Here is a 13,608-nt window from a genome sequence, read left to right as displayed (position 1 = left end):
GCGTCCCCCTTGCAAGGCCAAGAGGGACGCATAAGATCAAGAGACGCGCAGCATTCGAGGGAAGAGGCGAATCGCTCATGAAACACAATTACGTAATGGCCATCGATCAGGGCACCACCTCATCACGGGCGATCCTGTTTGATGCGGACTACCGCATTCGATCTGTCGCACAGCAAGAATTCACCCAGCATTTTCCGCAATCGGGGTGGGTGGAACATGATCCCGAAGAAATCTGGGATACGGTGGTGACCGTCTGTCGAGAGGCGATGGAAAATGCCGGGGCGCATGCTTCCGAAATTGCCTCGATCGGCATCACCAACCAGCGCGAAACCACCCTTGTCTGGGACAAGCGCACCGGTGAATGCGTCTACAATGCCATCGTCTGGCAGGACCGCAGAACGTCGGACTATTGCAAGAAGCTCAAGGATGAGGGTCTTGAGGAAACGGTGACCGAGAAAACCGGTCTATTGCTTGACCCCTATTTTTCTTCCACCAAGGTGGCCTGGATCATCGACAATGTCGAAGGCGCGCGCGAGAAAGCCGAAGCGGGCCATCTGGCCTTTGGCACGATTGACAGCTTCCTGTTGTGGCGCCTGACGGGTGGCAAGGTTCATGCGACAGACGCGACCAATGCCAGCCGCACGATGCTTTATGACATTCACAATGGCCGCTGGAGCAGCACCCTGCGTCAGATCCTCAATCTACCGCAAGCTCTGGCACGTCCAGAAGTGAAGAATTGTGCCGATGATTTTGGCACCTGCATGCCCGAACTGTTTGGCGGCCCGATCCCGATCACCGGGATTGCCGGAGACCAGCAGGCAGCGGCCATTGGTCAGGCCTGCTTTGAGCCGGGCATGATGAAATCGACCTACGGCACGGGCTGTTTCGCCCTGCTCAATACAGGCGAGAAACCGGTTCGTTCCGAGAACCGCCTGTTGACCACCATCGCCTATCAGTTTGACGGCAAGCCGACCTTCTCACTGGAAGGTTCGATCTTCATTGCAGGTGCTGCGGTGCAGTGGTTGCGCGATGGTCTTGGCATCATCGAAAAAGCCAACCAGACCGGCCCACTGGCCCGCAAGGCGGATGAAAGCCAGCAGGTCTATCTGGTGCCGGCCTTTGTCGGCCTTGGCGCGCCCTACTGGGATGCGGATTGCCGCGGGGCCATGTTTGGCCTGACGCGTGCCACGGGACCGGAAGAAGTCTGCCGTGCAACGCTGGAGTCGGTCTGCTACCAGACCCGTGATCTACTGACTGCGATGCGCAAGGACTGGGAGACCGACAGCGAAACGATGCTGCGGGTGGATGGCGGCATGGTTGCCTCCAACTGGACGATGCAGTTCCTGTCCGACATCCTCAACACCAAGGTGGAGCGGCCACGCATTCTGGAAACCACCGCGCTTGGTGCTGCCTATCTGGCAGGCTGGAAGGTCGGTTTCTATCCCGAGCCTGAGGAATTCGCAAAAAGCTGGGCGGTTGAAAATCGCTTTGAGCCACATATGGACGAGGATGTGCGAGAGCGCAAATATGCTGGTTGGAAGGACGCGGTGTCGCGCACGCTCAGCCACTAGGGCACTTTCTATCTGGCAACAGACATAAGAAAAGCCGTCATTTGCATGACGGCTTTTCTCGTTTTGACAATTGGTGCTTCGGCACCCCGTGCAGACCCTTGGATCAGGCGGCACGGATCTTGTTGACGAAGTTCTGAACAGTGTCACGCAAAGCGCTCGACTTGCCAGACAGATCAAGCGCAGCGGAAAGAACGTTGGCTGCGCTCTCCTCGGTGTCACTGGCTCCCTTGGTCACCAGCACCGTGCTTTCGCTCACTTCCTGTGTACCCTTCGCCGCTTCATTGACATTATGGGCGATTTCGCGCGTTGCGCCGCCCTGCTGATCGACGGATGCAGCGATTTCAGAAGCGATCTCGTTGATCTCGACGATCACATCCCCGATGCCGCGAATGGCACCTGCGGCTTCATTCGACACCGACTGCATGGCGGAAATCTGCGTGGCAATTTCATCGGTCGCCTTGGAGGTTTGATCGGCGAGTGACTTCACTTCTGACGCCACGACCGCAAAGCCCTTGCCTGCTTCACCGGCACGCGCTGCTTCAATTGTCGCATTGAGGGCCAGCAGATTGGTCTGGGCCGCGATGTCGTTGATCAGGCTGACGATTTGGCTGATCCGGTCTGTGGTGGACACAAGGCTTTGCACGGTCTGGTCCGTCTGCTTGGCTGCACCACTGGCCCGTTCGGCAATTTCGCGGGACTGGTTCACCCGGCGGCTGATTTCGGAAATCGAGGCGGCCAGCTCTTCGGATGCGGCGGCAACCGAACGCACGTTGATCGAGGCTTCCTCCGAAGCGGCTGCCACTGTGGTCGCACTGGCGGCTGAGGCTTCTGCGGTGGAATTCAGAGATCCTGCGGTGGTTTCCAGTCCGGATGAAGAGACCGAAATCGTCTTGAGAACTTCACTGACTTCCAGATCAAACTCGGAGATCAATTGATCAACCAGTTCGACCCGCTGCTGCTTGGCCTGTTCTTCCTTGGCCTGCTGTGCACGCAGTCGGTCCTGCTCGATGGCATTCTGTTTGAACACCATGACGGCTTCTGCCATTGCACCAATTTCGTCCTGACGATCAAGTCCATCGATTTCGACGTCATTGTCCCCGTGGGCAAGGCGGCCCATGGCGGACGTCATGTTGCTGATCGGCATGGCAACCAGTTTGGTGAGGAAGAAGCCCAGCACGATGATCATCAGAATGGCGGCCAGAGTTGCCGCGATTGCGGCCGACATACGGAAGTCAGACAGCGATGCATAGGCCAGATTTTTGTCCATCGACAGGGCGACATACCATTCAACCGGCAGGCCTTCGATCGGCACAAAGGTCATCAGCGAGGTTCCGTTGGCGTCTTCCACTTCGGCCATTTCCTGGCGAATGGCCGGAGCACCATTTGGGTAGGCAACGGAGAGGTCCTTATCGACATAGTCGATATTGCTGTGAACGAGGATTTTGCCTTCCTTTGACACCAGGAAGGCATGCCCCTTGCCGTCGAGGTCCGTCTGGGAAAGCATCTGGACAAGGCTTTTAATGCTGAAGTCACCTGCGGCCACGCCGAGCAGACCGTCTGAGGTCTTGACCGGATGCGCGGCTGAGATGATCAGATCTTTGGTGGAGGCATCGACATAGGGAGCGGTCAGAACCGGCCCACCCTTGGCAACAGCGTCCTTGTACCAAGGCCGTTTGCGGGGGTCGTAATCGTCCGCCATCTTGGTAACTGGCCAGATGAAGAATTCGCCTGTCTTTTCCATCCCAATATAGGAATATTGGAAGTTGTCGAGATAGGTCTGGTTGCTGAACAAAGACAGCGGATCCGTGTCACTATCCATCTTCTTGGCAAACTCGGTCGACGATGCAATCAGCGTCATCCGGCCCTGCAGCCAGTTATTGATGCTATTGGCAGTCGTCTTGCCGATATTGTCCATCAAGACGGCGGTTTCGTTCCGGATGGTTTCACGCTGCAGTGTATCGTTGTAGAAGGCAAACAGCGCAAAGACCGCAATAACCGCAGCAGTCGCGACGGTCAGAGTCTTTGCCATGATTCCCTTCGTCAACCTGATTTCGGTCGAGACTGGTTTCTTAGACATGTTGTTTTCCCAATACTGAGGGGCATTTTGGTCCTATTTGGGAAAAAGCATGACTGTACAATCCTAATCAATTCTTTATTCAAATAGTCTGGAACAATTAAAATCAGAAATATTGTAAAAAATTACGAGTTTTCCAGCCCAAATTTGCGCCATATACGCATTTTTTCGTATTTTCCGTCTGCTTTTCGCCCGCCATGTAAAGAATTATAGGTTGTAAAGACGCACAATTACCCGCCATAAACAGGTTCAAAAAGAAGATTTTAAGCAAATTGGAAGCTTAAGTTCAGGATATTCTTTACAATAATCACGCCTCAAATCCCAGTTTGGCTATCCACTCCAGTTATACTTGAAGGAACTGTAAGGTGAGATGAAAGTGGTTCATGCCTTCCCTTTGACGGCATAATGTCGACCGGATATATCCCATGACGCACGAAAAAAGCCGCCTCCAGTTGGAAGCGGCTTTCTTGAATTCGCGCAGTTCGAAGCGTGAGATTAACGCTTGGAGAACTGGAAGGAACGACGTGCTTTCGCGCGACCGAATTTCTTACGTTCGACAACACGAGAGTCACGGGTGAGGAACCCACCCTTTTTCAGAACGCCGCGCAGCTCTGGCTCATAATAGGTCAGAGCTTTGGAGATGCCGTGACGGATCGCACCGGCCTGACCGGACAAACCACCACCAGAAACGGTGCAGATGATGTCGAACTGGCCATCACGGTCAGCAGCGACCAGAGGTTGTTTAACAACCATCTGCAGAACTGGGCGACCAAAATAGACGTTGTATTCTTTTTTGTTCACGATGATCTTGCCAGAGCCTGGCTTGATCCATACGCGAGCAACAGCGTCTTTACGCTTGCCGGTGGCGTATGCACGACCATGAGCATCAAGCTTCTGAACGTGAACTGGTGCGGACTCTTCAGCTTCTACGCCAATAGCAGAGCCGAGTTCTTCAAGAGACTGTACAGAATCGCTCATTCTTAAGCCCTCGCATTCTTGGCATTCAGGGATTTAACATCCAGTGCCTCTGGGGCCTGGGCTTCATGCGGGTGCGTTGCACCAGCATAGACACGCAGGTTGGACAGCTGAACGCGGGTCAGTGGGCCGCCTGGCATCATGCGCTGAACAGCTTTCTCCAGAACACGCTCAGGGAACTTGCCCTCGATGATCTGACGAGCGGTACGCTCTTTGATGCCGCCCGGATGACCGGTGTGCCAATAGTATTTTTTGTTCTCGTATTTGCGACCAGTCAGTTTGACTTTGTCGGCATTGATTACGATCACGTTGTCACCACAATCCATATGTGGCGTGAAGGTGGCTTTGTGTTTGCCGCGAAGACGCATGGCGATCAACGCTGCCACACGACCCAGCACAAGACCTTCGGCATCGATGAGAATCCACTTCTTCTCGATGTTGGAAGGGTTTGCAGAAAATGTTTTCATTGCTATTCCGTATCTCGGTGTCACATTGACAACAGGAAACGGCGACCCGAGAGAGCCGCCGCAATGTCTGGCGCTTCTTTTATACGAGCTTGTGACTTTGTCAAGCAGTTTCGAACAAAATTCATCAACAAAAACAATGCATTATTTTTGCGGTATGTAATTACCACAAAAAATGGCGTTATTTTTGTCTTTGTCTCTTCATTTTTTTCAAATACCGCTTTTAATCTAAGGTAGATGAAATTCTCGAAAACACCTATGCGAGTAAACCTAAATGCCTTTTGTAACATCTAGTGCGATTAGTCGCATTGAATGGGAAGATGGAATTCTTTCAATTTGGTTCAAGTCTACTGGACGGTACGATTATCCAAATGTTCCCTTGGAATTGTTCGAAGCCTTTTTAGATGCGCCGTCAAAAGGCCGCTTCTATAACATGTACATTCGTGACAAGTATTGAACGCTTATCTGGGCGGAATCGAATAAGTAGCCGTGGCGTGGGCAACCAGATCTTCCTGCCCTTCAGACCACATATCCACTTCGACCACCACCAACCGCTTGCCCATTTTCAAAGTCCGGACATGGGCCAGCATGTCTCCCGGAGCGGGTTTCATCAGAAAATTGATGTTAAGGCTGGTGGTCACGGCAAGCGCAACAGGGCCAAGCTCTGCCAGAATGACAACATAAGCGGCGAAATCTGCCAAGCCCATCATGGTTGGGCCCGACACCGTTCCTCCGGGGCGCAAATGGCGTTCATCAGCCTTCAGCCGCAAAACCGCCTCTCTATTCTTGACCCAGTCGATGAAGTAACAACGCCTGCCCTGATTGAGCTGCGGGAAAATGTCGTCAAGCAGAATGGTGATTTCCTCAGCTGTCATTGCTTGAGCTGTCTCTTGAGCTGCTTGTTCCGTCATTGTCGTTCCCTCCTCCTGACCCACGAGATAGGCCGCGTCACGCATTTACTTTGACGTTTTGGTCAAATGTTGACCCGGATAAGTACGGATTGCAAGCCCTTCCAGCCTTGGATGGGGGCATATTATTCACGAGGCTAACTTGACAGAGGGAATTTTTGGCAGGCAATGTGCCGCTCACCTGATCGCAGTTTTGACTATGCCGGAGGAAAGAAAGCATGTCTGCGCCAACCCCAGTTCAAGAGGCTTCTGCCCCAGAGGCTGCTGTCCTCGTCGAACAGATTGGATCGATCCGTCGGTTGATCATGAACCGCCCTGAAAGCCGCAATGCCTTATCGGAAGAGATGATGCATGCCCTGTCGGACGAGATCGAACATGCCAACAATGATCGCCAGACCCATGTCATTGTTCTGGCGGCCAATGGTCCGGTTTTCTGCTCCGGTCACAATCTCAAGGAAATGACCGCCCGTCGCAGCGATCGTGATGGCGGTCGTCATTACTATTCGCTGATCATGCGCACCTGCGCAGCGCTGATGCAGTCGATCATCAACACACCAAAGATCGTCATTGCCGAAGTGCAAGGCATGGCCACAGCCGCAGGCACCCAGTTGGTCGCCACTTGCGATCTGGCCATTTGCGTCAATGAAGCCAATTTCTGCACCCCGGGGGTCAATATCGGCCTATTCTGTTCAACGCCGATGGTTGCCCTCACCCGCGCCGTGCCACGCAAACAGGCGATGGAAATGCTGGTCACCGGGGAGCAAATCGACGCCCATACTGCCAAGGCTTATGGTCTGGTCAACCGGGTGGTGCCGAAGGACTATCTGCGTCTGGTCGTTGACAAATATGCGATGGAGATCGCAGCCAAGTCCCAGACCGCACTGAAGTTCGGCAAAGAGACCTTCTATCGTCAGGCCGATATGAATGTTGCCGATGCCTATGACCTTGCCTCTCTTGTGATGGCGGAAAACATGCTTGCGGGCGATGCCAAGGAAGGCATCAGCGCGTTCCTTGAAAAGCGCAAAGCCGACTGGCCGGACAGCAAATAACATGCAGGATCATCAGGCAGACACCATCAAGCACATTCTGGAAACGACCAAAGTCATTGCCCTTGTAGGAGCCAGTGACAAGCCGGCACGCGCCAGTCATCGCGTTATGGCCTTTTTGCTCGACAAGGGATATCGGGTCATTCCGGTCAATCCGGGCAAGGCTGGCGGTGAGATCCTTGGTCAGACAGTGGTCGGTTCGCTGGCTGACATTGCCGAACCGGTCGATATGGTCGACATCTTCCGCAATTCCGAAGCGGCGGGCCAAGTGGTCGATGAAGCCATTGCCATCAAGGCAAAAGTCGTCTGGATGCAGCTTGGCGTCATCAATGAAGAGGCGGCAGCGCGTGCGGAAGCCGAAGGCATCACCGTCATTATGGATCGCTGCCCGAAGATAGAATATCCGATCTACTTCTAACCGGCCCCACTTGAATTTGTTTGATAGGCCGCAGATCCCCATGTCTGCGGCCTTTCTGTTTGCGTCAGGACATGGGCGTTGAGGTTTATTCTTTCTGTGTAAAGGCATCGATTTGGACACAGAAGAACAAACTCCCTTCTTCCCTCCCATCTTCGAAAAAATATTCCAAAATCGGAAATGGCATCCCATTGGCTGCTGCTATAAAGTCTTGCGCATATTTCGATCAATAACGCGATTTGCGGTGAGGCCAATCAGAGGCCTGCGCGCAAACATTCTTTAGAAGGGGGCTTTCATGAGCGAGGCGAACAATCCGGGCTTTTCCACTTTGGCGATCCATGCAGGGGCACAGCCTGACCCGACCACTGGCGCACGCGTGACGCCGATCTATCAGACCACGTCCTACGAGTTTCAGGATGCGGACCATGCGGCCGCCCTGTTCGGTCTGCAGGCCTTTGGTAATATCTATACCCGCATCATGAACCCTACACAGGCGGTTCTGGAAGAGCGCATTGCTGCTCTTGAAGGCGGCACCGCAGGTCTGGCTGTTGCGTCTGGTCACTCGGCGCAGTTGCTCACTTTCCATTCCATCATGCGCCCCGGCGACAATTTCATCGCCGCCGACAAGCTCTATGGTGGTTCGATCAACCAGTTCAACCACTCCTTCAAGAGCTTTGACTGGCATGTCAAATGGACCGATGCAATGGACCCGGAAAAGGCCCGTGCGTTGATCGACGAGAAAACCAAGGCCATTTACATCGAGAGTCTTGCCAATCCGGGTGGTGTCATTTCGGACATTGAGGGCTTTGCCAAAGTGGCTGCCGAGGCTGGCATTCCGCTGATCGTCGATAACACAATGGCGACCCCCTATCTGTGCAAGCCAATTGAGTATGGCGCGGATATTGTGCTGCATTCGATGACCAAGTTCATGGGTGGTCATGGCAATTCGATGGGTGGTATCATTGTCGAGGCAGGCAAGTTTGACTGGTCCGCATCAGACAAGTACCCGATGCTGACCGAGCCACGGCCAGAATATAACGGCGTCAAACTGCACGAAACTTTTGGCGGCATCGCCTTTGCGATTGCTTGCCGGGTGCTTGGTCTGCGCGATCTGGGCCCTGCAATTTCGCCTTTCAACGCCTTCCAGATTCTGACAGGCGTCGAAACCCTGCCTTTGCGTATGGAACGCCATTGCGAGAACGCACTGAAAGTCGCCAAGTGGCTGGAAAAGCACGAAGCGGTCAGTTGGGTTTCCTATGCCGGTCTGGAATCAAGCCCGCATTACGAGTTGCACAAGAAGTACATGCCCAAAGGTGCCGGGTCTGTCTTCACCTTTGGCCTGAAGGGCGGTCATGAGGCAGGTGTCAAACTGATTGCCGCCTTCAAACTCTTCAGCCATGTTGCCAATATCGGCGACACCCGTTCTCTGGCGATCCATCCGGCCTCCACCACACACAGCCAGCTGACCGACGAGCAGAAGACGGCCGCGGGTGCAGCGCCAGAAACGGTGCGTCTGTCGATCGGCATCGAAGATGTGGCCGATATCATCGCCGATCTGGAACAGGCCCTTGCCTGATCCTGCGGATTGAATGACATAGGAAAGCCGGGCCCCGTCAGCCCGGCTTTTTTGTGGCTGGACGATCAAATGCAAGATGGGTCAAATGGACCGGTTTGCAAGGGACATCGCTCCCCATAAAGTATCATCATGACCTTTGATGACCATTACCAACTGGCGATGACCGAACTGCAAGGAACAGAGATCCTGCGGGACAATTACGCGCCGCCTTTGCACAAACTGCTGCTACGATTGGGATTCTCGATGCGGCCGCCTCATTATGCCAGCATGCCCGTCAATATGCTGACGACTGGCATTCCATTCGGCATTCTCTGGAGTGGCTTGATGTGGCTGTTTGTCTGGGAAGACCAGATTGGCATGACGGTGTCGATTGCCCTCTGGGCGGGCTTTTTCGCCGGCATGCTGTTTGGCATCGGGATGGCGATTTATTATCGCGCGGCTGCGCGCAAGCACGGCCTGTCCAGTTGGACCCAATTGGCCATGAAATGACAAAGGGCGCGTTTGCTTTCGCGCCCTTGCCTTTGCTTTTCTTCACTTCAGATCTCTTCAGATCCGCTGTTGACTATCCTTCAAATCCCGGTACAGAACGGTACTGGCAGCCAGCAGCAGAGCCGCCGTTGCCTGATGCAGCAGGCCAAGCCACAAAGGCACAACCAACAGCAAGGTCGTGATGCCGATCACCACCTGCACCAGCACCAGCGCTGCAAGAATAGAGGCTGCAATGGTCATTTTGGCCGCGTACGGATCGCGCCAGATGCGCAACCAGACCAACCCAACAACGACCATGATCAGATAAGCCACGACACGGTGGTTGAACTGGATCGTCAAATGATCTTCAAAAGCGGCAAGCCATGGCGGGCTGTAGACATAAAGCCCCTCAGGGATCAGGCTGCCATCCATCAGAGGCCAGGTATTGTAGGTGTGGCCCGCATGGGTGCCAGCCACCAATCCGCCAAGAAAAATCTGGACCAGCAATAGACCCACAACCACAGCAAGCGTCCAGCTGTGACGTTCGCTGCTGACACATTCAGGCACTTGCCTGACGCTGCGATAGCCGCGCGCCACCCACAGCAGCGCGACAAATATGATCGAGGCGAGCAACAGATGGGTTGCGAGGCGATATTGGCTGACATCGACCCGATCCACCAGCCCGGAGGCCACCATCCACCAGCCAATCGCCCCTTGTGAGCCGCCCAAAAACAGCAACACCACGAGCCGGGGTTTGACTTCGTCGGAAAGACGTCCGCTCAACCAGAAAAACAGCATCGGCACAAAGAAAACCAGACCGATGAAGCGGCCCAACTGCCTGTGACCCCATTCCCACCAGAAGATGAACTTGAAATCTTCAAGGCTCATGCCCTTGTTGACCTGTTGGTACTCAGGTGTCTGACGGTATTTTTCGAATTCTTCGGTCCATTCGGCGGCATTCATCGGTGGAATCGCACCATGAATCGGCTTCCATTCGGTGATTGAAAGACCGGAATCGGTCAGGCGTGTCGCGCCGCCGACAATCACCATCAGGAAAACAAGGAACGCGACGCAATAGAGCCAGACCCGCACGGCACCTCTGGATGGTGCCACCTTGTCCGGTTTGATGTCGACATAGCGACTGGCCCGTTCCGCTTCACTGATATGGCCTTCCATCTCACACTCCCTATTGGTCTTTCGGTCTTGAAGTCATGCCTGTTTTTGTTGTTGAATCCCTTATACGCGATTGCCAGACAAAATGCCCACGGCAAAGTGCAAATTCCACCCCGCCCAAGCGCCAATTGGTATTTTTCCCATTGGCATTGAGCCTTGCTGGTCTTTTTTCTTTTCAGAGCCGTCAAGCTGGTTTAAGACGCTGGGCGTGAGCTTTCGTTTCACGATCCTTTCCACTTCGCAACGCCTTGGCAAGACAGATTATGAACAAACGCACGCGCAAATTCATCGGCATGATCCTTTTGGTGAGCTGGATCATTCTTTATGCCGCGGTCGGCATGACCGTAGGCGCCGCTGTCGTCGCCAATGCCAGCGGCTGGGTTCAGATCATCTTTTTTGTGATTTCCGGTGCATTGTGGGTGGTGCCTGCGGGTTTGATCATCCGCTGGATGGAAAAGGACTAGTCGACAGGATCACTCAGCCGCAATGGCCTTTTCCTGTTCTTCATAACCGATGAAATCCAGCTGCTTTTTGCAATCCAACGGCAAGATCAGGCAGTCCTGATAACCGAAATGCCCTATCACGGCTCGCACCTGTTGGGCAACCGATTCCCCGGCATCGGGTGCGTCAATGCAGGCCAGTGCATCGCGAGCAATCCCCAGACTCTTCAGCGCATAGTCATTGTCGTAATGGCTGCCGAGATCGATCAACACGATATCGCATGCCTCTTCCAGAGCCAGCAGCAACCCATGAAATTCATGACTGAAGAAGTCCTCAAGACGCATTGCCCGCGTACCGCGAGCGATGTGATGCAGCCCTGTGTTATCATCGATTTGCACCAGATCGGCATAGCTGGCGGTCTGATCGATGAGATCGGTGATGCCTGCATGAGCGTGATCCGTGCCTGCATCTCCCAATCTGACCAACAGAACAGCCTGATCGAGATCCATCAGCGCCTGCATGAGGATGTTCGCCTGTTCACCCCAGCGGCCACTCTCTGACAACAGCACGACCCGTTGGTGCCCAGTGGCCCGTATTTGCAAGGCCACGCTGTCCATGTCCAAGTCTGTCCCAGACATGATGTCGTGGACGGGTGAAGGGGCAGCCACAGGGGCCTGTTGCGCCGGTGCCTGTGGAGTTGTCACAAGAGGAACTGTCACCTGAGGCACTGTCTCCAGTGGCACTGTCTCCAATGGTACTGGCAACTGAGAAATTGAGGTCGGGTCGACTGCAATCGGATTGCGTGTGTCAACGCCAGATTTTTCCAGAGAGACCGGAAGGTCTGGACGCACAGCAGAGCGGCGAGCGGACTTGCGTCGCAGATGCAGGCTGTAGATCCCCCAAAGACACACCATCGACAGGGCGCTGATCCATAGGGTCTTCACAAAGAGGCCCAGCGCGCTTGCCTTGATCGAATATTCGGGCAGCGATGCGCGCACGAGCAGTCGCGCTTCTGGCGGCAGCAGATCATATTTCTGTTTTGTAACGGCCTGCTGGTGCAAATTGCGCATATTGTTGAGAATGCGGTCCGTAGCATTGATGCTTTTCTGCACCCGGGCGATCCGCAGGGCTTCCTTTTCCTTCCAGGTTTGAAGAGCAGCGTCACTCTCCAATTGGGGAACTGGATTGGGTGCCAGCCTAGCGGTCAGAGCGACCTGCTGGAACTCAATCGCGGAAATATCGGTAGCAAGCTTGTCTACTGCATCATGGAACTGCGTGGCGCGGCGGGCTTTCAACCGGGAGAGATACGCATTTGCCAGCCGGTTGGCATTGTTCATTGCCTCTTCACGGTCTTCGTCGGTTACTCGGATCGACAGGGTTCGCAAGGCTGCGTCAAAGGATAAATAAACTTTGGCCATCAGGGCACTTGTCCGCTCTCCTTCCCCAAACAGCAATTGCCGTGCATCCTGAACAATTCGGTCTGCATTCTGCCAGTCAGAAACCGACTGGGCAGCCCCCTGCTCCGGTATATAGCGCTCATTGGGCGCTAGGATCAGAATATTGGCGGTTGCGCGGTAGCTCTCCTCCTGCATCGTCACCCAATATGCACTGACCGAAGCGACCACCAAAGGCAACAGCAAAGCAAGGCACAGCAACCACCCGGCATGCGAAAATGGCTGTCTGACAGGCGTGGCGTTGTTGTTGGAACTTTGACTGGTCTGATTGGGCATGGATCTAGGTCGCCGTAAATGAGGTTTCCCAAATCCTGACACGTCATGGTAACCAGCTCCTTAACAACGGCCTCGCCTCGCCAAAATCGAAGCAAAATGCACGAATAACGCGATCAAATGGATATGCACCTCCTCCTCTTTACGCAGAATTAACCACAATATTTCATAAAAGATGCAGTCTTAATCTGATGAGTCGGTTCCGATGTTTGTTCGTATTCTCGTTCTTTTGGCCGTAATTTCCGGTTTGGCAGGTTGCTCCAGCTACCGGCCTGCAGGCGAAGCCTTCCACAAATCCCTCGTCGGGCCCTATTTGCTCGATTCAGGAGATAGGGTGCGTTTGATTGTCTACAATCAGACCGAACTGAATAATGAATATACAGTAGACCAGTCGGGCTATGTCTCGGTGCCGTTGATCGGCAATGTGGTGGCCCGTGGCCGCGAGACGAACGATCTGGCGCGGGACATTGCCGCACGCCTTGAAAATGGCTTCATCAAGAATCCTGACGTGTCCGTCGAAATTTCCCAGTATCGGCCGTTCTTTGTCATGGGTGAAGTGACCACTGCCGGGCAATATGCCTATGTCACCGGCATGACGGTGCAGACAGCCATTGCCATTGCAGGCGGCTTCTCGCCGCGCGCCCAGCAACGCTATGTCGATGTCACGCGGCAGTTGAATGGCAAGATCCTGACAGGCCGCGTCAAGCTGACTGCCCCGGTGCGTCCGGGTGACACCATCTATGTTCGCGAGCGGCTTTTTTGACGGACCC

15 protein-coding genes are annotated in these 13,608 nt (G+C 54.1%); 8 read left to right on the top strand and 7 right to left on the bottom strand.

Annotated features, from left to right (window positions below; all coding sequences use genetic code 11):
• Window positions 1–77: 77 nt before the first annotated feature.
• On the top strand, window positions 78–1,571 hold the full coding sequence (gene glpK / locus FDK21_RS17945) for a glycerol kinase GlpK (protein WP_138150321.1): 1,494 nt from the start codon (window positions 78–80) through the stop codon (window positions 1,569–1,571).
• Between the two features lie 103 nt (window positions 1,572–1,674).
• Here the strand turns inward: glpK and FDK21_RS17940 are convergent, their stop codons facing one another.
• The 3 genes from FDK21_RS17940 to rplM form a co-directional block, all read right to left on the bottom strand.
• Window positions 1,675–3,648 (bottom strand): methyl-accepting chemotaxis protein, encoded by a 1,974-nt coding sequence (locus FDK21_RS17940; protein ID WP_114010374.1) that lies wholly within the window; start codon window positions 3,646–3,648, stop codon window positions 1,675–1,677.
• A 492-nt stretch (window positions 3,649–4,140) separates the two neighbouring features.
• On the bottom strand, window positions 4,141–4,623 hold the full coding sequence (rpsI, locus tag FDK21_RS17935) for a 30S ribosomal protein S9 (RefSeq protein ID WP_114010373.1): 483 nt from the start codon (window positions 4,621–4,623) through the stop codon (window positions 4,141–4,143).
• 2 nt (window positions 4,624–4,625) lie between these two features.
• Window positions 4,626–5,087 carry a 50S ribosomal protein L13 gene (gene rplM, locus FDK21_RS17930; protein ID WP_114010372.1) on the bottom strand — a complete coding sequence of 154 codons (462 nt, stop codon included), beginning with the start codon at window positions 5,085–5,087 and terminating at the stop codon, window positions 4,626–4,628.
• Between the two features lie 271 nt (window positions 5,088–5,358).
• On the opposite strand from rplM, the gene FDK21_RS17925 reads away from it, so the two are divergent.
• A complete protein-coding gene (locus FDK21_RS17925; RefSeq protein WP_138150320.1) occupies window positions 5,359–5,541 on the top strand; it encodes a KTSC domain-containing protein in 183 nt (60 codons plus the stop codon).
• Window positions 5,542–5,545: 4 nt separating this feature from the next.
• Here the strand turns inward: FDK21_RS17925 and FDK21_RS17920 are convergent, their stop codons facing one another.
• Complete coding sequence (locus tag FDK21_RS17920; RefSeq protein ID WP_246657614.1) at window positions 5,546–5,995, bottom strand: PaaI family thioesterase; 450 nt, start codon at window positions 5,993–5,995, stop codon at window positions 5,546–5,548.
• A 215-nt stretch (window positions 5,996–6,210) separates the two neighbouring features.
• Here FDK21_RS17920 and FDK21_RS17915 point away from each other — a divergent pair, with 215 nt between their 5' ends.
• The 4 genes from FDK21_RS17915 (at window position 6,211) to FDK21_RS17900 (ending at window position 9,518) form a co-directional block, all read left to right on the top strand.
• Entirely contained in the window at window positions 6,211–7,041 is an 831-nt protein-coding gene (locus FDK21_RS17915) for an enoyl-CoA hydratase (RefSeq protein ID WP_114010371.1), read from the top strand.
• A gap of 1 nt (window position 7,042) precedes the next feature.
• Window positions 7,043–7,456 (top strand): CoA-binding protein, encoded by a 414-nt coding sequence (locus FDK21_RS17910; protein WP_114010370.1) that lies wholly within the window; start codon window positions 7,043–7,045, stop codon window positions 7,454–7,456.
• A 292-nt stretch (window positions 7,457–7,748) separates the two neighbouring features.
• Entirely contained in the window at window positions 7,749–9,029 is a 1,281-nt protein-coding gene (locus FDK21_RS17905) for an O-acetylhomoserine aminocarboxypropyltransferase (RefSeq protein ID WP_138150319.1), read from the top strand.
• Window positions 9,030–9,158: 129 nt separating this feature from the next.
• Window positions 9,159–9,518 (top strand): DUF6404 family protein, encoded by a 360-nt coding sequence (locus FDK21_RS17900; protein ID WP_138150318.1) that lies wholly within the window; start codon window positions 9,159–9,161, stop codon window positions 9,516–9,518.
• 57 nt (window positions 9,519–9,575) lie between these two features.
• On the opposite strand, the gene FDK21_RS17895 is transcribed toward FDK21_RS17900, so the two are convergent.
• Together FDK21_RS17895 and FDK21_RS20685 are read right to left on the bottom strand one after the other, a co-directional pair.
• Window positions 9,576–10,673 (bottom strand): COX15/CtaA family protein, encoded by a 1,098-nt coding sequence (locus tag FDK21_RS17895; RefSeq protein ID WP_114010367.1) that lies wholly within the window; start codon window positions 10,671–10,673, stop codon window positions 9,576–9,578.
• 60 nt (window positions 10,674–10,733) lie between these two features.
• Window positions 10,734–10,895 (bottom strand): hypothetical protein, encoded by a 162-nt coding sequence (locus tag FDK21_RS20685; RefSeq protein WP_157967717.1) that lies wholly within the window; start codon window positions 10,893–10,895, stop codon window positions 10,734–10,736.
• Between the two features lie 38 nt (window positions 10,896–10,933).
• Between FDK21_RS20685 and FDK21_RS17890 the strand changes: the two genes are divergently transcribed.
• The gene (locus tag FDK21_RS17890; protein WP_138150317.1) at window positions 10,934–11,134 is read left to right on the top strand and encodes a DUF2842 domain-containing protein; all 201 of its coding nucleotides are present in this window, start codon (window positions 10,934–10,936) and stop codon (window positions 11,132–11,134) included.
• A gap of 9 nt (window positions 11,135–11,143) precedes the next feature.
• Here FDK21_RS17890 and FDK21_RS17885 read toward each other — a convergent pair whose 3' ends face one another.
• Complete coding sequence (locus FDK21_RS17885) at window positions 11,144–12,841, bottom strand: hypothetical protein (RefSeq protein ID WP_138150316.1); 1,698 nt, start codon at window positions 12,839–12,841, stop codon at window positions 11,144–11,146.
• Between the two features lie 202 nt (window positions 12,842–13,043).
• On the opposite strand from FDK21_RS17885, the gene FDK21_RS17880 reads away from it, so the two are divergent.
• Window positions 13,044–13,601, top strand: a complete 558-nt coding sequence (locus FDK21_RS17880) for a polysaccharide biosynthesis/export family protein (protein ID WP_114010364.1) — start codon at window positions 13,044–13,046, stop codon at window positions 13,599–13,601.
• The last annotated feature ends 7 nt before the right edge of the window (window positions 13,602–13,608 follow it).

This window comes from Cohaesibacter sp. CAU 1516 (assembly GCF_005771485.1).
Classification (GTDB): domain Bacteria; phylum Pseudomonadota; class Alphaproteobacteria; order Rhizobiales; family Cohaesibacteraceae; genus Cohaesibacter; species Cohaesibacter intestini.
This window is presented reverse-complemented; position numbering and strand designations above follow the sequence as displayed.

Bases quoted from the DNA above. Each gene is read 5' to 3' on its own strand.
- FDK21_RS17880 (WP_114010364.1), top strand. From the start codon at position 13,044: ATGTTTGTTCGTATTCTCGTTCTTTTGGCCGTAATTTCCGGTTTGGCA.
- rplM (WP_114010372.1), bottom strand. From the start codon at position 5,087: ATGAAAACATTTTCTGCAAACCCTTCCAACATCGAGAAGAAGTGGATT.
- FDK21_RS17905 (WP_138150319.1), top strand. From the start codon at position 7,749: ATGAGCGAGGCGAACAATCCGGGCTTTTCCACTTTGGCGATCCATGCA.
- FDK21_RS17885 (WP_138150316.1), bottom strand. From the start codon at position 12,841: ATGCCCAATCAGACCAGTCAAAGTTCCAACAACAACGCCACGCCTGTC.
- glpK (WP_138150321.1), top strand. From the start codon at position 78: ATGAAACACAATTACGTAATGGCCATCGATCAGGGCACCACCTCATCA.
- FDK21_RS17895 (WP_114010367.1), bottom strand. From the start codon at position 10,673: ATGGAAGGCCATATCAGTGAAGCGGAACGGGCCAGTCGCTATGTCGAC.
- FDK21_RS17925 (WP_138150320.1), top strand. From the start codon at position 5,359: ATGCCTTTTGTAACATCTAGTGCGATTAGTCGCATTGAATGGGAAGAT.
- FDK21_RS17900 (WP_138150318.1), top strand. From the start codon at position 9,159: ATGACCTTTGATGACCATTACCAACTGGCGATGACCGAACTGCAAGGA.
- FDK21_RS17920 (WP_246657614.1), bottom strand. From the start codon at position 5,995: ATGACGGAACAAGCAGCTCAAGAGACAGCTCAAGCAATGACAGCTGAG.
- FDK21_RS17890 (WP_138150317.1), top strand. From the start codon at position 10,934: ATGAACAAACGCACGCGCAAATTCATCGGCATGATCCTTTTGGTGAGC.
- FDK21_RS17940 (WP_114010374.1), bottom strand. From the start codon at position 3,648: ATGTCTAAGAAACCAGTCTCGACCGAAATCAGGTTGACGAAGGGAATC.
- rpsI (WP_114010373.1), bottom strand. From the start codon at position 4,623: ATGAGCGATTCTGTACAGTCTCTTGAAGAACTCGGCTCTGCTATTGGC.
- FDK21_RS17910 (WP_114010370.1), top strand. From the start codon at position 7,043: ATGCAGGATCATCAGGCAGACACCATCAAGCACATTCTGGAAACGACC.
- FDK21_RS17915 (WP_114010371.1), top strand. From the start codon at position 6,211: ATGTCTGCGCCAACCCCAGTTCAAGAGGCTTCTGCCCCAGAGGCTGCT.